Below are 21,803 nucleotides of genomic sequence, written 5' to 3'. Positions count from 1 at the left end.
GACTCGATCTGTAGGAGCGGCCGTAGCGGCGGACCGCCATGGCCGCGATAACCCTGGCCGTGGGCGCTACTCCAGCCCTTCGTCCAGCACCAGCACCACCTTGCCGTTCACCTCGTTGCTTTCCAGGGCGGCAAAGGCGGCTTCGGCGTTCTGGGCGGCGAAGCGGCGTTCCAGGTTGACGTTCAGCTTGCCTTCGGCGAACAGCGGCCACACCTTGGCCTCCAGGGATCTCATGGTCTTGGCCTTGAATTCCACGGATCTGTTGCGCAGCGTCGAGCCGATGATGCGGATGCGCTTGCCGAGCACCTTGCCCAGATCCATCTCGGCCTGGCGACCGCCCATGAGGCCGATCAGCACCCAGCGTCCGTCCTGGCCCAGCAGATCCAGATTGAGCGACGCATAGTTCGCGCCGACCGGATCGAGGATGACGTGGAAGGGGGCGAAATCGCGCAGCCCTTCCAGATCGGTCTTGCGCAGCACCCCGCCCTCGGCACCGAGGCGCTCGCAATGCGCCAGGCGATCCTGGGAGCCGACGCTGACCCAGCAGGGATTACCGAAGGCCTTGCACAGCTGGATGGCGGCCGAGCCGACACCGCTGGCGCCGGCATGCAGCAGTACCTTTTCGCCCGGCTGCAGTGCGGCCAGATCGAACAGGTTGCTCCAGGCGGTCGCCCAGACCTCGGGCAGCGCCGCGGCCTCGATCAGCGACAGGCCTTCCGGCACTGAGGCCGCCTGACGCCCGTCCACCACCACCTCGCTGGCCATGCCACCGCCAGCCAGCAGCGCGCAGACGCGGTCACCGACCTGCCAGCGCGAATCCGCAGTGGTCTCGCTGACCACCCCGGCACATTCGAGGCCCAGGGTCGCCGGCGCGCCGGGCGGCGGCGGATAGTTGCCCGCCAGCTGCAGCAGGTCCGCGCGGTTGAGACCGGCAGCCGCCACCTTGATGCGAATTTCCCCAGGCGCCAGCGCGCGCGCGCTCAGTGACTGCCATTCCAGTTGCCCTTCGATACCTTGCAATGCGTTCACGGTGCCTCCATAGTGGCTCAGGCTTTGACGAAAAGCGCCTGCGCCGGCGGGTTCTGCGGGAGTCGAGCGGACCGGAAGACGCGGGGCTGTCACAGCCTTCCCCTCCGATCGCCGCTACCCTTCAGACCGCCGTCAGACGACTTTCGTCAGCGCCCGTCATACTTCCCCTGGCCGCGGAACCGCCCGGGCCGGGAAGGGCCTATAGCCTATTCCTTTCCGTGCATTAGTCGAATACACATGAAGCAGCTCTTGTCCCGTACCGCCCTCGTTGTCCTGCTTGGCGTCAGCGCAACGCCCCTCTTCGCCAAGCCCAACGCGCCGGTAGGCGCCGAGAAACTGCAACCCGATCGCGACCAGGTCATCGCCAGCCTCAACATCGTCGAGCTGCTCAAGCGGCACCACTACAGCAAGCCGCCGCTCAACGATGCCCAGTCGATCAAGATCTACGACAGCTATCTGAAGATGCTTGATCCCGGCCGGTTGTATTTCAATGCCGCCGACATTCGCGAATTCGACGCCTCGCGCACCCGCTTCGACGACTACCTCAAGCAAGGTAACCTCGAACCGGGCTTCGCCATCTACCGTCGTTATGCCCAGCGCATGACCGAGCGGCTGAACTACGGCCTGGGCCTGCTCAACGCCGGCATCGGCAAGCTCGACTTCACCGTCGACGAATCCTTCAACACCAATCGCGAGAAGGCGGCCTGGCCGGCGGACACCGCTGCGCTGGACGATCTCTGGCACCGCAAGCTCAAGGACGAGGTCCTGCGCCTGCGCCTGTCCGGCAAGACCGATCAGCAGATCCAGCAGCAGCTGACCAAGAGATACAAGAATCAACTGGCACGGCTCAACCAGACCCGCAGCGAAGACGTCTTCCAGACCTACATCAACGCCTTCGCCGAGTCCTACGACCCGCACACCCAGTATCTCTCCCCGGAAAGCGCGGAAAACTTCGACATCAACATGAGCCTGTCGCTGGAAGGCATCGGCGCAGTGTTGCAGAACGACAACGACTACGTGCAGATCCTGCGCCTGGTACCGGCCGGCCCGGCCGACAAGTCGAAGCAGATCGCGCCGGCGGACAAGATCGTCGGCGTCGCCCAGGGCGACGGCGAGATGGTCGACGTCATCGGCTGGCGGCTGGACGAGGTGGTCAAGCTGATCCGCGGACCCAAGGGCTCCAAGGTCCGCCTGGAGGTCATCCCGGCGAGCAATGCGCCGAACGACCAGAAGACCAAGATCGTCACCATCACCCGCGAAGCGGTCAAGCTCGAAGAGCAGGCGGCGCAGAAGCACGTGATAGACGTGCCCCACGAGGGCAAGCACTACAAGCTCGGCGTGATCGACGTACCGGCCTTCTATCTGGACTTCAAGGCCTATCGCGCCGGCGACCCGAACTACAAGAGCACCACGCGTGACGTGAAGAAGCTCATCGGCGAGCTGCAGAAGGAAAAGGTCGATGGCATCGTCCTGGACCTGCGCAACAACGGCGGCGGCTCGCTGCAGGAAGCCACCGAACTGACCGGGCTGTTCATCGACCAGGGTCCCACCGTGCTGGTGCGCAATGGCGACGGCAAGGTCGAGGTGCTGGCCGACGACGAAGGCGGCGCCTTCTACAAGGGCCCGCTGACCGTGCTGGTCAATCGCCTGTCCGCCTCGGCCTCGGAGATCTTCGCCGGCGCCATGCAGGACTATCACCGGGCGCTGATCGTCGGCGGCCAGACCTTCGGCAAGGGCACCGTCCAGACCATCCAGCCGCTCAACCATGGCGAGCTGAAGCTGACCATCGCCAAGTTCTACCGCGTCTCCGGCCAGAGCACCCAGCACCAGGGTGTACTGCCGGACATCGACTATCCGGCGGTGGTGGACACCAAGCAGATCGGCGAGAGCGCCCTGCCCGACTCCATGCCCTGGGACACCATCGCCCCGGCGGTGACCGGTCTGAGCAATCCCTTCGCCAACTACCTGCCGGAACTGGTCAAGCGCCATGACGTGCGGGTGCAGAAGGATCCCGACTTCATCTTTGCCCGCGAGCGCCTGAAGCTGGCCCAGGAACTGGCGGCGGATACCACCGTCAGCCTCGACGAGAAGAAGCGCCGCGCCGAGCAGACCGCGCTGGACGAGCGCCAGCTGGCCATGGAAAACCAGCGTCGCAAGGGCAAGGGCGAAGCCCCGCTCAAGGAGCTGAAGAAGATCGACGAGGACAACCCGGCGATCGACGACGACAAGACCAAGCCGCAGGACGACGCCTATCTCATGGAGTCCGGGCATGTGCTGCTGGACTACCTGGACCTGAGCCAGACGCCGCCCAAGCGCTGACATCAAAACGTCACATCTCTGTCGTGAAATGCCCGGGGGTCGCCACCTGCGACCCCCGGGCATTTTCGTTTCCGGGTTCCTGCAGGCTTATCATGACGCTTAACGACCAGGCTGGGGTGTTGGATCGCATTCTCGCCAATCGCGAGTTGCATTCGCTCTTTCAACCCATAGTGTCCTTGAGCGAGCGACGCATCCTCGGCTACGAGGCCCTCATTCGCGGCGCCTCGAATACTCCGCTGCAATCCCCCCTGCCCCTCTATGCCACCGCCCGCCAGGCCGGTCGCCTGTCCGAACTGGAAATCGCCGCACGCCAGCAGTCCTGCCAGACCTTTCGCGAGCTGGCGCTGGATGGCCTGCTGTTTCTCAACGTCTGTCCGGAAACCCTGCTGGAACCGGCGCACCAGTCGGGCCAGACCCTCAAGCTACTGCAGCGCCTGGGTCTTTCCCCGGCGCAAGTGGTGATCGAGCTCACCGAGCAGGCGCCCATCGATGACTTCGCGCTGCTGGCCACCGCCCTGCACCACTACCGCGCCATGGGCTTTTCCATCGCCCTCGACGACCTGGGCGCCGGCTATTCCAGTCTCAGGCGCTGGTCGGAATTGCGCCCGGACTTCGTCAAGATCGATCGCCACTTCATCGAGTCCATCCACCGCGATGCGGTGAAGCGCGAATTCGTCGGCTCGATCCTGAAGATGGCCGAAGCCTCCCGCGCCCAGGTGATCGCCGAAGGCATCGAGACCCACGAAGAGCTCTCTACCCTGGCGAGCATGGGCGTGGATCTGGTCCAGGGCTATCTGCTGGGTCGACCGACCGCCGCCCCACCGCGCGAGATCCAGACCCTGCTGCCGGTGATGGAAGTCCGCAGTTCCGAGCTTGCCGAAGAATCGACCACCGTTGCCAGTCTCAGGGTCGAGCAGGTCGCGGTCGGCCAGGACATGCTCATTCCCGAAGTGCTGGAGCGTTTCCGCCTGCAGCCGAGCCTCAACACCCTGGCGGTGGTGGACGAAGACGATCGCCCGGTGGGCATCGTCCACCATCACGAACTGAGTTCGGCGCTGCTCAAACCCTTCGCCCACGAGGTGTTCGCGCGCAAGCCCATCGCCCGACTGATGAGCCAGGACTTCCTGGCGACCGAATCCGGCCAGTCGCTGCAGCAGGTCAGCCGCCTGCTCACCGCCCGGGCACGCCAGCGCATCGAAGAGGATTTCATCATTACCGAAGGCGGTCGCTATGTCGGCGTCGGACGGGTGATGGACGTGCTGCGCCTGATCACCGAACAGCGCATCCAGCAGGCCAAGCATGCCAACCCCCTCACCCAACTGCCCGGTAACGTGCCCATCCAGCAGTGCCTGACCCGGCTGCTGGATCAGCAGCGCGAAGCCGTGGTCTGCTACGTCGACATCGACGGCTTCAAGCCCTTCAACGACCTCTATGGCTACGCCAAGGGCGACGAGGTCTTGCTCTGCCTGGCGCAGACCCTGTCCGAGCGCCTGGATCCACAGCAGGACTTCGTCGGCCACATCGGCGGTGACGACTTCCTGGTGGTGCTGGGGTCGGCGGACTGGCGGCGGCGCCTCAATGGCCTGATGGCGGCCTTCCAGGAGCGCTGCCGACATTTCTATCGCAGCGAGCACCTGGAGGCCGGCTGTTTCCTGGCCTACGACAGGGACGGCCGCCGGCGCGAGTATCCGCTGCTGTCGCTGTCCCTGGGGGTGGTGGAACTGGACCGGGAGGCCGGCCAGCGGGTGGATGCCAGCGGGGTGGCGGCGCTGGCCTCGGAGGCCAAGCGCAATGCCAAGAGGGTGCCCGGCTACAGCCTGCACCTGATGCGGGCCTGACGCCTATTCCTGGCGATGGTCGGGGTAGCGGTGATCGAACACCCGGGTCACTTCGGCCGCATGCCAGCTGATGGCGTCGGTGACGGGCGGCGAACCTTCCAGGGCGCCCAGGCGCAGGGCACAGTCGAAGAAACCTTCACGGGGGATACGCGTACCGCTCTGGCTGACCACCAGGGCACTGCGCAATGGCCGCCCCTCACGACGGTCGAGGGCGGCCAGATACTCTAGCGCCGTGGTCAGGGTCACCATCGCCGGCTGGGGCAGCCCCAGCCGTTCGATCACCGAGCGGTAGGTCAGGAGACTGCGGCTGCGCCGCGCGCTCTCCAGTTCATCCAGCAAGGCCAGCCAGTGCTGGCGACTGATGCGTACGCTCAAATCGCTCAATCCCGCAACTGATCGAGGGCGACGCCGGGCGCCGGCCGCTCGTGCTTGTCGGGCAGGGCCGCCAGGGCCGCCTGCTGGCTCGCGGTGCGGTTGGCGCGCCAGGCCCGAAAGCCGTCCAGCTCATCGCTGCAGGCCTTGCCGACCCAGGCCAGCACGGCGAGGTCGTCGAACAGACCGAACATGGGCACCCAGTCGGGAATGAGATCGATGGGCAGCAGGAAGTAGACCAGACCGCCGGCGACGGTCAGCAGCGTCTTGCGACTCACGCCGCGGTATTCGCCTCGCCACCAGGCCAGCAACAGCTGATGGAACAGACTCAGGGTGTCGCGGGCCTCGCCCAGCTTGAGGCCGCGCTTGCTGGTCTTGCGCGCTACGCCGAGCAACAACGCGGGCAGGCGGCCACGGATCAGCAAGCGCTGGGCGATACCAAGGTAGCGATCAAAATTCTTCGGCGGCTTCATGGACACCTCGAGCAGGAGAGAGCATTGGCCAGAGACCCGTAAACCACAGGTCTTTGCGCCCTTGCTTGGATCGCACCGCTGCGGCAGGGTTTCCCGCCGTCCAATGTAAAACGCCCTGCTAGGCAGGGCGTTCGGTACAAAGAGTGCGGCTTACTTCTTGGCCGGAGCCTTTTCGGCAGCGGCCGGCGCATCGGCAGCCGGAGCGTCTTCGGCGTCCGCGGCAGCGGCGTCCTTGATGCCGAGCAGTTCCAGGTCGAACACCAGCACGGAATTGGCCGGGATCGCCGGGCTCGGGCTCTGGGCGCCGTAGGCCAGCTCGGAGGGGATGTACAGCTTGATCTTCTCGCCGACGTGCATCAGTTGCAGCGCCTCGACCCAACCCGGAATCACGCCGTTGACCGGCAGGTCGATCGGGGTGCCACGCTTGATGGAGCTGTCGAACACGGTGCCGTCGACCAGCTTGCCCTCGTAGTGCACGGTGACCACGTCGGTGGGCTTGGGCTGCGGGCCATCGGCCTTCTTGACCACTTCATACTGCAGGCCGGAAGCGGTGGTGATCACGCCAGGCTTCTTGCCGTTCTCTTCGAGAAACTTCTTGCCGGCCTTGGCGTTGTCTTCGCTGACCTTGGTCATCTTCTCTTCGGCGCGCTTCTGCAGGGCGGCGAAGGCTTCGGTCAGCTGCTGATCGGTCAGCTTCTGGTCCTTCTTGCCAACGGCGTCCTCGATACCCAGGGCAACGGCCTTGGGATCCAGGTCGTCGATGCCTTCCTGGGCCAGGCTCTTGCCCATGTTCAGGCCGATGCCGTAGGACGCCTTCTGGGCCGGGCTTTCCAGCTCGACCTTGGGCTTGGAGTCGCAGCCGCTCAGAACCAGACCCACCAGGGCCACCGCTGCTGCCAACCGATACTGTTTCATGTTGATTCCTTATCCGTGCGCATTGTGCGCGTTCAAATAACTGATCGAGCTTACAAGGAGACCTGCTCGCTTGCCATCGCCAGGCCTCTAAATGGCTGCAAAGGATAAGATTTCAAGCTTATGTCTGCCTGAACATCGCGTGAACGAGCGGCGGGCTATCCCTGCGACGTCTTGTCCGGGGTGCCCGGGCAGTGGCGACCGGCGCGAGTCCAGGCGCTAAACTAGCGCCTTCTTCAGAGCCTGCCAGAGACCTCCATGTTCGAGCCCAACGATCTGAATCGCCCACCTCTCGACCTCGCCCGCGAATCGCGCAAGGCCGGTGGCTACGGCCTGCTGTACTCGGTGCTGCTGGCGATCGGCATCCTGCTCTATCACCACTGGGTGCCCAGCGCCTTCCCCGGCAGCCTGCTGCAGATGTCCCTGGCACTGCCCATCATCCTGTTCGCCGGCAGCGCCGTGTACTACCTCACCATGGTGCGCAAGTGCGAGCGTCTGCAGCGCGAGGAAGACGAGAAGACCGGCAAGGGCAAGGCCAAGCGCCGCTAGCCGCGCTGAACGTCGCCGCCCCCGCCCGGTCGATTGCAGACCACGACCGGCGCTGGAGGCGCGATGCTGACCATCACCGATCTGCACAAGAGTTATCCGACGCCCCAGGGCCCGCTGCCGGTCCTGCGCGGCGTGGACCTCAGCCTGGCGCGGGGCGCGAGTCTGGCGCTCATGGGCGAATCCGGCAGTGGCAAGAGCACCCTGCTGCACCTGGTCGCCGGTCTCGACCGGCCTGACCGGGGCCACATCCAGGCGGCCGGCCAGGCGCTCGACAGTCTCAACGAACGGGCCCTGGCCGCCTGGCGCCGCGAGGGCATCGGGCTAATCTTCCAGCAATTCAATCTGATCGCCAGCCTCACGGTGGCCGACAATCTCGCCTTCCAGGCGCGCCTGGCCGGGCGCCATGATCCGCGCTGGCAAGCCGAGCTGGCCGAGCGCCTGGGGCTGACCGCCCTGCTGGAGCGCTATCCGGAACAGCTTTCCGGCGGCCAGCAGCAGCGCGTGGCCCTGGGACGCGCCCTCGCCTCCCGGCCGCCCCTGCTGCTCGCCGACGAACCCACCGGCAATCTCGACGAAGCCAGTGGCGACCAGGCCCTGGCCCTGCTGCTGGAACTGGTCGCCGAGACCGGCAGCAGCCTGCTGATGGTAACCCACAGCGCGCGCATCGCCAGCCATCTGGATCGCACCCTGCAACTGGAACGCGGGCGTCTCGGCGGCGCAGCCGTGGGCCAGCCATGAGACTGCTCTACTGGAGTCTGCACAGCCTGGCCAGCCATTGGCGGCGCCATCCGCTGCAACTGGCCGGCCTAATCGCCGGGCTGTGGCTGGCGACGGCGCTGCTGATCGGGGTGCTGGCGCTCAATGCCCAGGCCCGCCAGAGCTATGCCCAGGCCAGCGCCCTCTTCGGTGCCGACCAGTCGAGTCTGGAAGCCCGTGACGGCAAACGCTTTCCCCAGGCGGTGTTCGTCGAATTGCGTCGTCAGGGCTGGCCGGTGTCGCCCGTCCTGCAGGGCCGCCTGACCCTGGCCGAGCGCGAGGGCGCCCTGCCGCTGCTGGGCATCGAGCCGGTCAGCCTGCCCAGTGACCGGGGGGTGGCGGCCAGCGCCTCGCCCGAGGCCCTGTTCGACTTTCTCGGTCCGACTGGCACCACCTGGATCGCGCCGGAAACGCTGCGCGAATGGCGGCTCCAGGCCGGTGAAGTGCTGCACCGCGCCGATGGCCTGGCGCTGCCACCGCTCCAGCCGCGCCCCGGCCTGGCGCCTGGCACCCTGGTGCTGGACATCGGCCAGGCCCAGCGCCTGCTGGGCGCACCGGACCAGCTCTCCCGACTGATCCTGCCAAAGACCTTTCAGCGCGCCTTGCCCACCCTGGACGGGGTCGACCTGCAACGGCTGGAGAACGACCAGGGCGCCGAACTGGACCGCCTGACCGACAGCTTCCACCTCAACCTGCTGGCGCTCGGCCTGCTGGCCTTCGCCGTCGGCCTGTTCATCGTCCATGCCGCGACCGGTCTGGCGCTTGAGCAACGCCGCGCCCTGCTGCGCACCCTGCGCGCCTGTGGTCTGTCGGCCGCGACCCTGGTGCTGGCGCTGACCCTGGAACTGGCACTGATCGCCCTTATGGCGGGCGCCCTGGGAGTTGCCAGCGGCTATCTGCTGGCGGCGCTGCTGCTGCCCGACGTGGCGGCCAGCCTGCGCGGCCTCTATGGCGCCGAGATCGCCGGCAGCCTGACCCTGAGCCCGGCCTGGTGGCTGGCCGGCCTTGGCCTCAGCCTGGGCGGTGCCCTGCTGGCGGGTGCCGACGGCCTCTGGCGCGCCGCGCGGCTGCCGCTGCTGGCGCTGGCCCAGGGTGAGGCCTGGCGCGCCGCCCATGGCCGCTGGCTCCAGCGCCAGGCCCTGGGCGCCCTGCTGGTCGGCCTGGCGGCGCTGGGGCTGTGGCTGGGCGGCAACAGCCTGGCCAGCGGCTTGGCCCTGCTCGGTTGCCTGCTGCTGGCGGCGGCCCTGGCATTGCCGCCGCTGCTGAGCGCCCTGCTGGATCTGCTCCTCAAGCAGGCCCGGCGCCCGCTTTCACGCTGGTTCCTGGCCGACGCCCGCCAGCAGCTGCCCGGGCTGTCCCAGGCGCTGATGGCGCTGCTGCTGGCGCTGGCGGCCAATGTCGGCGCGGGCAGCATGACCGAAGGCTTCCGCCGCACTTTCGATGGCTGGCTCGACCAGCGCCTGGCCGCCGAACTCTATCTGCGCCCGCAGGATGCTACCCAGGCCGCGGCCCTGCTCGCCTGGCTACCCCAGCAATCCAGCGTCCGCGCGGTGCTCCCGGTGTACGAACTAGAGACCAGGATTGAAGGCCAGCCGTCCACCCTGAGCGGGGTGCTGGACGCTGACCTCTATCGCCAGCACTGGCCGCTGCTCGATGCCGGTGGCGACGCCTGGACGCCCTTCTTCGCCGGAGAGGGCGTGATGCTCAGCGAGCAACTGGCGCGCCGCCTGGGGGTGGCCAAAGGGCAGCGGGTGGAGCTGCAGGGCAGCCAGGGGCGCTGGTCCGCGCCGGTGCTCGCCACCTATGCCGACTATGGCAATCCGCGTGGCCACCTGCTGCTAGCCCAGGCGCGCCTGCGGGCGCTGTGGCCGGATGCCGCCCTGGTGCGCATCGTCATCCGCATGGCGCCGGCGCAGGTAGAGGCCCTGCGCGGCGAACTGCAGCAGCGCTTCGGGCTGGACGCCAGTCATTCCATCGACCAGGGGCAGTTGCGGCGCTATGCCGACCAGGTCTTCGAGCGCACCTTCAGCGCCACGGCCGCGCTCAACGCCCTGACCCTGGCGGTGGCCGGTCTCGCCCTGTTCATCGCCCTGCTCGGCCAGGCGCAGCGGCGTCTCGGTCAGCTCGCGCCGCTCTGGGCGCTGGGCATCGAACGACCGCGGCTGATCCTGCTCAGCCTGGGCCAGTTGCTGGGGCTCGCCCTCCTCACCCTGGCCCTGGCCATGCCGCTGGGCATTCTCCTGGCCTGGTGCCTGGTAGCGGTGGTGAACGTCCAGGCCTTTGGCTGGCGACTGCCGCTGCAGGTCTTTCCAGGTCAGTTGCTGGCGCTTTCCGCCATTGCCCTGCTGGCTACCCTGGTAGCGGCCGCCTGGCCGCTGCTGCGGCTGCAACGCAGTCAACCGCTGGATCTGCTGCGAGAACTCGGCAATGAACGCTAGGGCCCTGCTGGTCGCACTCCTGCTGCTTACCGGTTGCGACCAGCAACCGGCTTCCGAAGGCTTCGCCGGCCTCGGCCAGGGCAGCGAGAATTTCGCCCCCGTCGTGCCCGGCAAGGTCTTCAGCTTTCCCGCCGATCACGGTGCTCATCCGGATTTCCGCATCGAATGGTGGTACGTCACCGCCAACCTCAGCGATGCCGAGGGTCATCACTACGGCGTGCAGTGGACGCTGTTCCGCAATGCCCTGCGGCCCGGCGCCGACCAGCCCGGATGGAGCAATGGCAACCTCTGGCTGGGCCACGCCGGCCTCACCACCGAGACCCGCCAGTTCTCTGCCCAGACCCAGGGTCGCGGCGGCATCGGCCAGGCCGGCGTGACGGCCGCGCCCTTCGCCGCCTGGATCGACGATTGGCGCCTCGCGGGCGACCTGGCCGGTCGGGCGCAGGTCCAGGCACGAGGCCCGGGCTTCGCCTATCAGCTGGAGCTCGCCGCCACCGGACCGCTGGTGCTCCAGGGCGAAGGCGGGGTCAGCCGCAAGTCCGCCAGCGGCCAGGCGTCCTACTACTACAGTCAGCCCTTCTTCCAGGCCCAGGGCGAATTGGAGATCGAAGGACGGCGCGTGCCGGTCAAGGGCCTGGCCTGGCTGGATCGCGAATGGAGCAGCCAGCACCTGGCCGCCGACCAACTGGGCTGGGACTGGTTTTCCCTGCACCTGGACGACGGTCGCCAGCTGATGCTCTATCGCCTGCGCCAGGCCGACGGCCAGCATTATCTGTTCGGCAATTTGATCGCTGCCGATGGCCACAACCAGCCGCTACATCCCGGCGATATTCGCCTGGCGCCAGAGTCCACCCACAGGGTCGCCGGCCGCGAGGTGCCGGTACGCTGGTCCATCACCCTGCCGGGGCAGCAGCTCGATCTGCATATCGCGGCAGTCAACCCCGATGCCTGGATGGCCCTGGGCACGCCCTACTGGGAAGGTCCGGTCAGGGTGGAGGGCAGCGCCAGGGGGATGGGCTACCTGGAAATGACGGGGTACTGACAAAAGCGGAGAGACGCCTCCCGGACGCATCTCGCCCCGGAACTCCCGACCCCGCTCCCGCCTCGAATCCTTACCTACTCCTGCCGCTGCGCAGGGCTCGTTAGCGTGATAACCGAGGTGTGTCGATGAATGTCAAAGAGCTGAATCAGCAGGTCAAGGCCGGCGCGGTCAAGGAAGTCAACCTGGTGTCCATGGAAGGCGGCTCCTACGTCATCCATGCGCTGGTGGAAGGCACCTCGGTCCCGGTCGCCGATGACAAGGGCGCCACCCTGCACGTGGCCTCGGTGGAAGAAGCCCGGCGCATCCTCGATGACGTCAAGGACGTGCGCCTGTTCATCGCCCAGCCCGCGGTCTATGAAGAGATGGTCGGCCAGCCGGTGAGCCAGACCGATTCGCGCGAAGAGATTCCGCTGCGCTCGACGATCGACAACCGCTGACCCACCTCGCCCCCGCCGTCGCCGGCAACCGGCGGCGACACCTCCGTGCCCCGGACGCCTCGCGCAGGCGTCACCCTCGAGCGATAGGTCGCCACGGCGCAACCACCCGGGACTGACTGTTATATTATAACAATAACCTATCAGCCCGAGGATTCCGTCATGTCGATCGCCGCTCCTGCCCGTTCCAACGAAGAGATTGCCTGTCTGGCCGGAGCCAAGGCCGCGCTGTACACCTGGGCCGCGACCGTCGCCACCCGCGATGTGGAAGCCATCCTCGCCCTCTATGCGCCGGACGCCATCCTGGTGCCGACCCTGTCGAACGAGGTGCGCGACAGCGAGGAAAGCCGCCGCGAGTACTTCCGCAACTTCCTCGCCAACGACGGGCTGGTGTGCGACGTCCAGATCTTCAAGAAAAGGGTCAGCAGCAAGCTCGGCACCGTGGTGGTCGGCGGGCTCTATGTCTTCCACTATCGGGAAGGCGAGCAGGCCATCAGCGTGCCTGCGCGCTTCCTCTTCACCTTCGAGCAGATCGACGGCCGCTGGCTGATCACCGGCCACCACTCTTCCCGAGAAGCCTGAGCTAGAGCGGTTGCATTTTGTAAAACTGCAATCCTTGCCGAATGTGCGCGAGTTCGAAATCCTGTCCTGGTGACCCGGGCCCCTCTGACGGCGTGTGCCGCCATGTCGAGTCATAGTCTTGAAACTTGACTAAGGAGGGGCTCATGAACGCCCTGCATGCATTCTTCTTCGCCGACTTCCTCGGCACCGCCACCTGGATGTGGCTGACCTTCTTCGCCGTCGTCATCGCCCTGCTGGCCTTCGACCTGGGTGTGCTCCACAAGGAGAACAAGCCCATCGAGGTCAAGGAAAGCCTGCTGCTGTCCGCCGGCTACATCAGTGCGGGTCTGCTGTTCGCCCTCTTCGTCTGGCAGCTCAAGGGCGCCGACGCCAGTCTCGACTACGTCACCGGCTTCCTCATCGAAAAGTCGCTGTCCATGGACAACGTCTTCCTGATGGCGGTGATCTTCGGCTTCTTCGCCATCCCCCGCGAGTACCAGCACCGGGTGCTGTTCTGGGGCATCCTCGGGGTGATCGTGCTGCGCGCCATCATGATCGGCCTGGGCGCGGCCCTCATCCACCAGTTCGACTGGATCCTCTATATCTTCGGCGCCTTCCTGGTGATCACCGGGGTCAAGATGCTGTTCGCCAAGGTGGATGAAGAGCCCAACCTCGACGACAACGTCTTCATCAAATTCCTGCGCAAGAAAATGCGGGTGACCGATGAGCTGCATGGCGATCATTTCTTCGTGCGCCAGCCCGATGCCAGTGGCAAGGCGGTGCTCTGGGCGACCCCGATGTTCCTGGCGCTGATCGTGATCGAGTGCGCCGACCTGGTGTTCGCGGTGGACAGTGTGCCGGCGATCTTCGCCATCACCCAGGACCCCTTCATCGTCTATACCTCCAACGTCTTCGCCATCCTGGGCCTGCGCGCGCTGTACTTCGCCCTGGCGGCGATGATCCATCGCTTCGCCTACCTCAAGTACGCCCTGGCGCTGGTGCTGGTGTTCATCGGCTGCAAGATCTTCCTGGTGGGCATCATCGGCAAGATTCCGCCGGCGATCTCCCTGAGCGTGACCCTGGGCCTGCTGGCCGGTGGCGTGCTGGTCTCGCTGTACAAGACCCGCGGCGAAGCCAAGCACAGCGCCGCCGGTCATGAGCCGCGCGATTCGCTGAAGCGGCCTTCATGACAAGGAGCGGACGAACATGAGCACCAAAGCCATCCTCGGACTCGCCGGCATCCTCCTGCTGCTCGGCCTCGGCGGCTGCGACAGCGCCGAGAAGGCGGCGGACAGCTTCGCCACCAAGGTGGAAGAAGCCGCCCGCGAACAGGCCCGGGAAACCCTGGGCGGAACTCTCGACGAGCTGAACAGGAAGGTCGACGAGGCCCAGCAGCAGAGCCGCGCCTGGCTCGATCTGCACCGGCCGAAGCAGGAAAAGGAAGAGACCGCACCGCCCAGGGCCAACCGGTCGGTGGAAGGGGTGGAGACCTGAGAGAGGGATTGCCCTGGCGGCAATCCCGAAATCACGACAGACCTCATCGTCCCTTGATCGCGGCCATGGCGGTCCGCCGATGCGACCGCTCCTACGGCCAAATTGAATGGATGGAGCACTGTCCTAATGGCACAACATGGTCGACGCCCTGAAGCGAGATCCGTAGGAGCGGCCCACGGCCGCGATCATCATCAACGGCGTCTCATGGCGTCGTAGCGTGGAAAACGGCGTAGCCTTTTCCACTGGGGCTTAGTGGAAGGACACCCTCACCCCAACCCTCTCCCGAGAGGAGAGGGAGCTATCCGAGCGGGCATTCATCTCCATCGGCACCGGCAAGCCTGCGATCCGCCGCCATTGCCCAGTCCATGGGAGCGAGCCAAGGCCACGACAGAGATAGGACGTTACCTCTGCCCTACGCTAATACACCGCCAGGATCTCCTGCCGGTGCACCTTGCCTTCCACCGTCACCGCCACCTCGTCGCCCTCCTCCCGCCCGAGCAATGCCTGACCGAGGGGCGCACGCGGGGAGATCACCAGCACCTCCTGACCGTCCAGCCTGACCTTGAGTCCCGCCGCATCCGGGCCGAGGAACAGCCAGCGGCTGGCCGTGGCGGTAGTGAGTTCGATCAGGGCGCCGACGCGGACACCGTCGCTCATGGCCACGGGTGTCAGCGCACGGTAGGCGGCCAGGGCCAGCTCGATCTCGTGCAGACGGCGGCGTTGACCATCGGCCAGGTAGGCCGCTTCCAGACCGCGGGTGTCGTACTTGTTCTCGGCCTTGCTTTCGCTGTGGGTGGCCGCTTCATGGCTGGCCGCCAGTTGCTGGCTGATGACCTCGCGGTCGGCTTCCAGCGCCTGGAGAATGAGGGTGAGCAGTCGAGCTTTGTCCATGAAACTGTCGCCGAGGCAAAGGGTGCGAGCCTAAGGCCTAACGCCGCGTCCCGCCAGCGCCCCCGGTGCGCCTGTCCGCCCGCCAGAACCCGTACGCGGGCCGCCGGTCAGTACAAGGCAGGATGTAACAGGACATAACAGATGCGCACCCGTACCGGACTCACTCTCCTGGCCCGCGGCGGCTATGCCGCCCGCGGTCTCGTCTATCTCATCATCGGCGTGCTGGCGCTGCTGGCTGCACGCGGCTCCGGCCAACCAGCGGACAGCCATGACAGCCTCGAAGCCCTGCTCGCCCAGCCCTTCGGCCACTTCCTGGTCGGCCTGGTGGTGGTCGGCCTGGTCGCCTTCGGGGCCTGGCGCATCCTCCAGGCCATCCGCGATGTGGATGACCATGGCAGCAAGCCCAAGGGCCTGGTGATCCGCGCCGGCCTGCTGGTGGGTGGCATCACCTATGGCGCCCTGGCCTTCTTCGCCCTCGGCCTGCTGGTCAGTGGTCTGCGCCAGGGCGGTGGCTCGGGTGGGGAAACCAACGATCTACTGCAAACGCTCCTCGGTTGGCGCTATTCCAACCTGCTGGTGTACGTCGCCGCGCTGATTCCGCTGGGCGTGGGCCTCGCCCATTTCGTGAAGGGCTGGAAGGCCAGCTTCGAGCGTTATCTCGAAGCCAGTCCGGAGCAGCTGCGATTGATCCGGCCCATCGGCCGCTTCGGGCTGATCGCCCGGGGCGTGGCCTTCGTCGAGATCGCCGTCCTGCTGGTGGTCAGCGGCTCGCGCTATCAGGCGCTGCATCCGCCGGGCATGAAGGACGCCCTGAACGGCCTGCAGAATCTGCCCTTTGGCGGACTGGTGCTGTCCGTGGTCGGCCTCGGCCTGATCGCCTTCGCCTGCTACAGCTTCGCGGAAGCCTGGTGGCGGCGCATCGAGATGGACCTGCCGGACGTGGGTGGCTCGCTGCGCCAGGTATTGCCGCGTTAGACCAGCGCCAGCCGCTCGCGCATGGCGCGCCAGTGGCTGCCTTCCCAGAACAGCTTGTCGCAGTGCGGACAGTGCAGAAAATGCCGGTGGCGTTCCCGCACGCGCGGAGGCAGGCGATCGGCGACCTCCGCCAGGCTGACCGCCTGCAGACTCGAGTTGCAGGCCAGACAGCGCGAAAAGGGCAACGCCCAGGGACGCAGACCCAGGCGCTGGTAGAGCTCCTGCAGCTGCGCCTCCGGACGCAGGGCATGCACATAGCAGCCATGCAGCACCTGCCGTCGCTTGAGCAATTCACGATCCCGGGTGAGCAGGATACGTTCCTCACGCCGGGCGAGATCGGCCAGGGCTGGATCGGCATAGGCGTTGTCGTACAGGGTATCGAAGCCCGCCATGCGCAGACGCCGCGCCAGCGCGCCGAGGTGCGCATCGGCGACGAAGCGCGGACGCCCTGCCCCTGGATGACCAGGCGCGGATTCGCCTGAGCTCTCGGCCTGCGCCGGATGAACGATGACCTCATCGCCGTCGTCCAGTCGCTGCGTCAGCGCAGCCGCCTCGCCGTTGATCAGCAGCAGACCCACCTCGGTATGGGGCACACCGAGGGCTTCGATCTGATGCTTGACGCTCGCCACCGCGGCGCATTCGACCCGGATCACCCGGCCGCGACGGGTCGGGGCCAGAAAGCGTTCGAGGGCGCCGTGGAAGCGAAAGCTGGCCTGGGTCATGGCCTCACTATGCCAGCGGCCGATCCGGGCCTGGGAGGGTTCCGATGGATGACCGCGCTAGGCCTCCACCAGACTCCACTGCTTGTTCAATCGCTTGTCCGACACCGGCATCCGCGTGCCCAGCTGCTGGGCCCAGAGGGATACGCGGTATTCCTCCAGCATCCAGCGATAGAGCTCCAGATTGGCGTCGCGCTTGCCCTCCTGGCCATGCTTGGCGGCGCGGGCGCGATACTGCTCCCAGAGCCCGGCCAGCTCCCCGCTCCAGACGCGATCGCGCTGCACCTGGCTGCCGAGCTTGTCGAAGCGCTGCTCGATGGCCTTCAGATAGCGCGGATACTCCTTGAGCCATTCCAGCGGCGTATCCCGGACGAAACCGGGATAGACCAGGCTGGACAGTTGCGCCTTGATGTCGTTCAGCGCCACCGCCTGGGCCAGGTCGATGCGACCCTTGAATTTCTTCTGCAGGCCATGCCAGAGCTTGAGGATTTCCAGGGTCAGGCGCGCGATCCGTTCGGCCTGCTCGGTCCAGCCGCCCTTGCGCCGCTCGGCCAGTGAAGCCAGGCCGGCGCCATCGCGGGGCAGCTCGGCGTCGTCGGCGAGGATGGCCGCGTCCAGACTGGCCAGCAGGATGTCTTCCACCAGCGCCTCCGGCCGACCCAGTTCGCGGTGCAGCAGGCCCAACTCGGTGAGGCCGGGCAACTTGCCGCGCAGGAACTTGGCCTGCTCCGCCAGTTGCTGCAACAGCAGTCGCTGCAGGGCGCGGCGATGCTGGTAGCGCGCTTCGGCCTGGGTGGCGAAGCGGCCTTCGCGCACCGTGCCCTGCTCGTCCACCAGCGCCGGATAGACCGTCATGGAAAGGCCGGCCACCTGCTGCTGGGTCTTGGCCGCCACCTCGGCGAAGGCCTTGGCCTCCACCGGGCGCTGCTCCTGGCGTTTCTGGGTCGGCAGGGCCAGAGCCGCCTGGCTCTCCTGGGCGAAGCGCGCCGTCACCTCGGCCAGGTCGCGGCCTTCGCCCAGCGGCTTGCCCTGGGCATCGACGACCTCGAGATTCATGCGCAGGTGCGGATCCAGGCCGGCTTCGGCCTCCGGCCAGGCCTCGTCGGGAATACGGGCGCCGGTCATGCGCTGCAATTCGCGCCCCAGGGCCTCGTGCAGCGAGCCCTCGCCGAAGGGGATCTTGTCCAACGCCGCGCGAACGAAATCCGGCACCGGCACGAAGTTCTTGCGCAGGGCCTTGGGCAGGTTGCGCACCAGGGCCACGCAGCGATCGTAGAGCAATCCCGGCACCAGCCAGTCGAGGCGTTGCGGCGGCAGCTGCGGCAACAGCGGCGCCGGCACCCGCAGGGTGACGCCATCGCGCGGATGGGTCGGGTCGAATTCGTAGGACAGCGGCAGAATCAGCTCGCCCAGGCGCAGGGTGTCCGGATACTGGGCAGCGGTCACCTCACTGGCTTCGCGGGCGAGGACGTCTTCCTCGCGCATGATCAGCAGATCGGGCTGCCTGGCGCTCTCGCGGCGGTACCAGCTGTCGAAGGTGGCGGTCTGGTAGACGTCCGCCGGTAGACGCGCAGCATAGTAGTCGAACAGCGTTTCCTCATCGGCGAGGATGTCGCGGCGGCGGGCCTTGGCTTCCAGTTCGTCCAGCCGCTCCAGCAGCGCCCGGTTGGCGGCCAGGCACTTGGCGCGGCTGTTGATCTCGCCGCGCACCAGGCCTTCGCGGATGAACAGCTCGCGGGCGGCAGGCGGATCTATGGGGCCGAAGTGCACCGGGCGGCGGCCGACCACGATCAGGCCATAGAGCGTGACCTGCTCATAGGCCACCACCTGGCCGCGCTTCTTCTCCCAGTGGGGCTCCAGGTGCGTCTTCTTGACCAGGTGGCCCGCCACCGGCTCGATCCAGTCCGGTTCGATCTTGGCCACCATACGGGCGAACAGCTTGGTGGTCTCCACCAGCTCCGCGGCCATGATCCAGTTGGGTTTCTTGCGGCCGATGACGCTGCCGGGATGGATCCAGAAGCGCCGCTGGCGCGCGCCCAGGTAGTCGCCGTCTTCGCTCTTCTGGCCGATCTGGCTGAGCAGGCCGGCGAGAATGGCCTTGTGCAGCGCCGCATAGCCACGGGCGCGTACCGCCGCCTCGCTGGCTTCGGCCTGTTGCTGGGCCTTGGCGTTGACGTGCTTGTCGGTGGTCGGCGCAGGTCGGTTGCCGACTTCCGCCGGTGCCGGCGCCGGACTGTCGGCCTTGCGCGCCTGGAGCCCCAGTTCGCGGCACAGCAGGGTCAGCTGGCGATGGGCATCGCGCCACTCGCGCAGCCGCAGGTAGTTGAGGAAGTGCTTGCGGCACCAGCTGCGCAGGGCGTTGGAGCCCAGCGCCTGGCGCTGCTCTTCGAAACCGTGCCAGAGATTGACCAGGGCGGCGAAGTCCGAATCCGGGTCCTTCCACTGGGCATGGGCCTGATCGGCCTGGGTCTGGCGGTCGGCGGGGCGCTCGCGCGGGTCCTGCACCGACAGGGCGCTGGTAACGATCAGCACCTCGGCGAGACTGCCCTGCTCGGTCGCTTCGAGCAGCATGCGACCGAGGCGCGGATCGACGGGCAGGCGCGCCAGTTGGCGCCCCAGGGGCAGCAGGCGCCCCTCGACGTCCACCGCCGAGAGTTCCTGCAACAGGGTGAAGCCGTCCTTGATCGCCTTGCCATCCGGCGGCTCGATAAAGGGGAAGTCTTCGATGCGACCCAGGCGCAGATGCAGCATCTGCAGGATCACCGCCGCCAGGTTGGTGCGCAGGATCTCCGGATCGGTAAAGGTCGGTCGACCGAGGAAATCCTCTTCGCTGTAGAGGCGGATGCAGATGCCCGGCTCGACCCGGCCGCAGCGGCCCTTGCGCTGGTTGGCGCTGGCCTGGGAGATGGCTTCGATGGGCAGGCGCTGGACCTTGGCTCTATAGCTGTAGCGACTGATGCGCGCGGTGCCGCTGTCGATCACGTAGCGGATGCCCGGCACGGTCAGCGAGGTCTCGGCGACGTTGGTCGCCAGCACGATCTTGCGCCCCGGACGCGGCTGGAAGATCTTCTGCTGCTCGGCCGGCGTCAGGCGCGCATAGAGCGGCAGCACCTCGGTGAATTTCAGCTGGGCCTTGCGCAGGACCTCGGCGCAGTCGCGGATCTCGCGCTCGCCGGGCAGGAACACCAGGACATCGCCCGGACGCTGACCGACGCTGCGCTCGTGCGCCTCGATCTCGTCCAGCGCCTGGAGGATGCCCTGGTCTACCGAAAGGTCGTCCACCAGCCGTTCGCCGTCTTCGTCCACCTCGGCGCTGAGGGGGCGATACCAGGTCTCCACCGGATAGGTCCGCCCGGACACCTCGACGATGGGCGCGCCGTCGAAGTGCCGGGAGAAGCGCTCCAGGTCGATGGTGGCCGAGGTGATGATCAGCTTGAGATCGGGGCGACGCGGCAGCAGGGTCTTGAGAAAGCCCAGCAGGAAATCGATGTTGAGACTGCGCTCGTGGGCCTCGTCGACGATGATGGTGTCGTAGCGTTCGAGAAAGCGGTCGTGCTGGGTCTCGGCCAGCAGGATGCCGTCGGTCATCAGCTTGATCAGGGTGGCATCGGTGCTCTGATCCTCGAACCGCACCTGATAGCCGACCAGTTCGCCCAGCGGCGAACCCAGTTCCTCCGCCACCCGGGCACCCACGCTGCGCGCCGCCAGCCGGCGCGGCTGGGTGTGGCCGATCAGCCCCTGCACACCCCTGCCCAATTCCAGACAGATCTTGGGCAGCTGGGTGGTCTTGCCAGAACCGGTCTCGCCGGCGATCACCACCACCTGGTGGCCGGCGATGGCGCGCTTGATCTCCTCGCGCTTGGCGGCGATCGGCAGGGCGTCGTCGTAACGGATGGTCGGCACGCTGGCGCGCCGCGCCTCGACCTTGGCGCAGGACGCCTGGAAACGCTCCAGCCACTGGGCTTCGCGGGCCGGATCAGGCTGTTTCTGCAGGGCCTGGAGCTGGCGCCTCAGGCGATGGCGATCGGCGTTGAAGGCCTGATCCAGGTTGGCGGCGAGACGGGCAACGGAGGGGGTATCGGTCATGAAACTCTTTCGACGGCGGTCGCTTGGACCGGTAAGTGTAAAAGAGTTGGGGGGTGCGGCGGGGCTTTACAAGAACGGCGGGCGGAAAACCGCTGCGCGGCCGGACGGCGCGCAGCGGCGGAACGGACTCAGCGCTTGGCCTGGACGCTGGCCACGTTCAACTTGGCCGGCGGCGTGCGTAGGGCCATGTCCAGCGACTGTAGGGCCTTCCAGGCGTCCTGCTGCAGATCGGCGGGATCGGCGTGATCGAACTTGATCTTTTCGCCGGCGGCCGGCAGCGGCGGACGGGTGCCGTAGATCAGCGCATAGAAGACCGAGGCGGTCAGGTAGGTACCGGTAAAGGACGGGTGGCTGCCATCGGGCAGGAACAGACCCGGTTGCGGCTGATCGGCCAGGGCCTTCTGCCAGGCCTGGCCCACCGGGGCCAGCAGCGCGCCGGTTTCCTTGGCCAGGGGGGTGTAGACGCTGTCCAGCTGCGCCTGCATGGTCGGGTTGTTCTGCCGGGCCCAGGTCAGGTAGAGGATCGGCTGGGCACCGTCCTTGCGCGCCAGGTCGGCGATCAGGCGCACGTACTGACGGGTCAGGTCCGGATTCTTCACCGGCATCATGCTGTGGTCCTGGATCACCACGTAGTCGTAGTTGGCCTTGGCCAGCTCGTCCTGCACGTCGTGGCGCTTCCAGTGTTCCTCGAGGCTGGCGCCGCTGAAGGTCACATGCTTGACGTCCAGCGGGCGCGACTGACCGGCGTCGACGGACATTTGACGGACCATAGCCGGCAGATCGTTGACGAAGGTGTAGCTGTTGCCCACGAACAGGACGCGGATGGGTTCACCGGCCTGGACCTGACCGAGCACGCTGGAGCCCAGCAGGAAGAGGCCCAGCACGGCCTGGCGTACGCTAATTCGCATGGTGTGT

At 66.8% G+C, this 21,803-nt stretch carries 19 protein-coding genes; 11 read left to right on the top strand and 8 right to left on the bottom strand.

Going from position 1 to position 21,803, the window contains the following annotated elements; translation table 11 throughout:
* Positions 1–66: 66 nt before the first annotated feature.
* Complete coding sequence (locus QKY98_RS21190) at positions 67–1,029, bottom strand: NAD(P)H-quinone oxidoreductase (RefSeq protein ID WP_027597662.1); 963 nt, start codon at positions 1,027–1,029, stop codon at positions 67–69.
* Between the two features lie 237 nt (positions 1,030–1,266).
* Between QKY98_RS21190 and QKY98_RS21185 the strand changes: the two genes are divergently transcribed.
* The gene (locus tag QKY98_RS21185) at positions 1,267–3,348 is read left to right on the top strand and encodes a carboxy terminal-processing peptidase (RefSeq protein WP_007162163.1); all 2,082 of its coding nucleotides are present in this window, start codon (positions 1,267–1,269) and stop codon (positions 3,346–3,348) included.
* Between the two features lie 92 nt (positions 3,349–3,440).
* Positions 3,441–5,186: a bifunctional diguanylate cyclase/phosphodiesterase gene (locus QKY98_RS21180; protein WP_027597661.1), complete on the top strand. Its 1,746-nt coding sequence runs from the start codon at positions 3,441–3,443 to the stop codon at positions 5,184–5,186.
* A 3-nt stretch (positions 5,187–5,189) separates the two neighbouring features.
* Here QKY98_RS21180 and QKY98_RS21175 read toward each other — a convergent pair whose 3' ends face one another.
* The 3 genes from QKY98_RS21175 to bamJ all read right to left on the bottom strand — a co-directional run bounded on the left by QKY98_RS21175 (position 5,190) and on the right by bamJ (position 6,946).
* The gene (locus QKY98_RS21175) at positions 5,190–5,561 is read right to left on the bottom strand and encodes a hypothetical protein (protein ID WP_007162161.1); all 372 of its coding nucleotides are present in this window, start codon (positions 5,559–5,561) and stop codon (positions 5,190–5,192) included.
* A gap of 5 nt (positions 5,562–5,566) precedes the next feature.
* The gene (locus QKY98_RS21170) at positions 5,567–6,031 is read right to left on the bottom strand and encodes a YkvA family protein (protein WP_007162160.1); all 465 of its coding nucleotides are present in this window, start codon (positions 6,029–6,031) and stop codon (positions 5,567–5,569) included.
* A 150-nt stretch (positions 6,032–6,181) separates the two neighbouring features.
* Entirely contained in the window at positions 6,182–6,946 is a 765-nt protein-coding gene (bamJ, locus tag QKY98_RS21165) for a BamJ family beta-barrel-assembly machinery protein (protein ID WP_284671541.1), read from the bottom strand.
* 255 nt (positions 6,947–7,201) lie between these two features.
* Here bamJ and QKY98_RS21160 point away from each other — a divergent pair, with 255 nt between their 5' ends.
* From QKY98_RS21160 to QKY98_RS21125, 8 genes are all read left to right on the top strand, one after another.
* The gene (locus tag QKY98_RS21160; RefSeq protein ID WP_007162158.1) at positions 7,202–7,492 is read left to right on the top strand and encodes a hypothetical protein; all 291 of its coding nucleotides are present in this window, start codon (positions 7,202–7,204) and stop codon (positions 7,490–7,492) included.
* A 63-nt stretch (positions 7,493–7,555) separates the two neighbouring features.
* Positions 7,556–8,230: an ABC transporter ATP-binding protein gene (locus tag QKY98_RS21155; RefSeq protein WP_027597659.1), complete on the top strand. Its 675-nt coding sequence runs from the start codon at positions 7,556–7,558 to the stop codon at positions 8,228–8,230.
* Positions 8,227–10,686: an FtsX-like permease family protein gene (locus QKY98_RS21150; RefSeq protein ID WP_284671540.1), complete on the top strand. Its 2,460-nt coding sequence runs from the start codon at positions 8,227–8,229 to the stop codon at positions 10,684–10,686. Before QKY98_RS21155 ends, QKY98_RS21150 begins: the two co-directional genes overlap by 4 nt.
* Positions 10,676–11,728: a lipocalin-like domain-containing protein gene (locus tag QKY98_RS21145; protein ID WP_058790807.1), complete on the top strand. Its 1,053-nt coding sequence runs from the start codon at positions 10,676–10,678 to the stop codon at positions 11,726–11,728. Before QKY98_RS21150 ends, QKY98_RS21145 begins: the two co-directional genes overlap by 11 nt.
* Before the next feature lie 125 nt (positions 11,729–11,853).
* Positions 11,854–12,165: a DUF6482 family protein gene (locus QKY98_RS21140; RefSeq protein WP_007162147.1), complete on the top strand. Its 312-nt coding sequence runs from the start codon at positions 11,854–11,856 to the stop codon at positions 12,163–12,165.
* Between the two features lie 159 nt (positions 12,166–12,324).
* A complete protein-coding gene (locus QKY98_RS21135) occupies positions 12,325–12,744 on the top strand; it encodes an SgcJ/EcaC family oxidoreductase (protein ID WP_284671539.1) in 420 nt (139 codons plus the stop codon).
* A 143-nt stretch (positions 12,745–12,887) separates the two neighbouring features.
* Positions 12,888–13,913, top strand: coding sequence for a TerC family protein (locus tag QKY98_RS21130; RefSeq protein WP_027601268.1), 1,026 nt, complete (start codon positions 12,888–12,890; stop codon positions 13,911–13,913).
* A gap of 16 nt (positions 13,914–13,929) precedes the next feature.
* Entirely contained in the window at positions 13,930–14,217 is a 288-nt protein-coding gene (locus QKY98_RS21125; RefSeq protein ID WP_284671538.1) for a hypothetical protein, read from the top strand.
* A gap of 417 nt (positions 14,218–14,634) precedes the next feature.
* On the opposite strand, the gene QKY98_RS21120 is transcribed toward QKY98_RS21125, so the two are convergent.
* Complete coding sequence (locus QKY98_RS21120; RefSeq protein WP_027597652.1) at positions 14,635–15,108, bottom strand: GreA/GreB family elongation factor; 474 nt, start codon at positions 15,106–15,108, stop codon at positions 14,635–14,637.
* A 141-nt stretch (positions 15,109–15,249) separates the two neighbouring features.
* On the opposite strand from QKY98_RS21120, the gene QKY98_RS21115 reads away from it, so the two are divergent.
* Positions 15,250–16,083, top strand: a complete 834-nt coding sequence (locus tag QKY98_RS21115) for a DUF1206 domain-containing protein (protein ID WP_284671537.1) — start codon at positions 15,250–15,252, stop codon at positions 16,081–16,083.
* On the opposite strand, the gene QKY98_RS21110 is transcribed toward QKY98_RS21115, so the two are convergent.
* From QKY98_RS21110 to QKY98_RS21100, 3 genes are all read right to left on the bottom strand, one after another.
* On the bottom strand, positions 16,080–16,805 hold the full coding sequence (locus QKY98_RS21110) for a Mut7-C RNAse domain-containing protein (RefSeq protein ID WP_007162141.1): 726 nt from the start codon (positions 16,803–16,805) through the stop codon (positions 16,080–16,082). The two genes, QKY98_RS21115 and QKY98_RS21110, sit on opposite strands and share 4 nt — an antisense overlap.
* A 57-nt stretch (positions 16,806–16,862) precedes the next feature.
* A complete protein-coding gene (gene hrpA / locus QKY98_RS21105) occupies positions 16,863–20,888 on the bottom strand; it encodes an ATP-dependent RNA helicase HrpA (protein ID WP_284671536.1) in 4,026 nt (1,341 codons plus the stop codon).
* 128 nt (positions 20,889–21,016) lie between these two features.
* Complete coding sequence (locus QKY98_RS21100) at positions 21,017–21,796, bottom strand: SGNH/GDSL hydrolase family protein (protein ID WP_007162139.1); 780 nt, start codon at positions 21,794–21,796, stop codon at positions 21,017–21,019.
* Between the last annotated feature and the right edge of the window lie 7 nt (positions 21,797–21,803).

The sequence above is a fragment of the Pseudomonas sp. HR1 genome (assembly GCF_030175875.1).
GTDB classification, from domain to species: domain Bacteria; phylum Pseudomonadota; class Gammaproteobacteria; order Pseudomonadales; family Pseudomonadaceae; genus Chryseomonas; species Chryseomonas oryzihabitans.
Note: the sequence above shows the minus strand (reverse complement) of the source record. Positions and strands in the feature narration are given on the sequence as shown.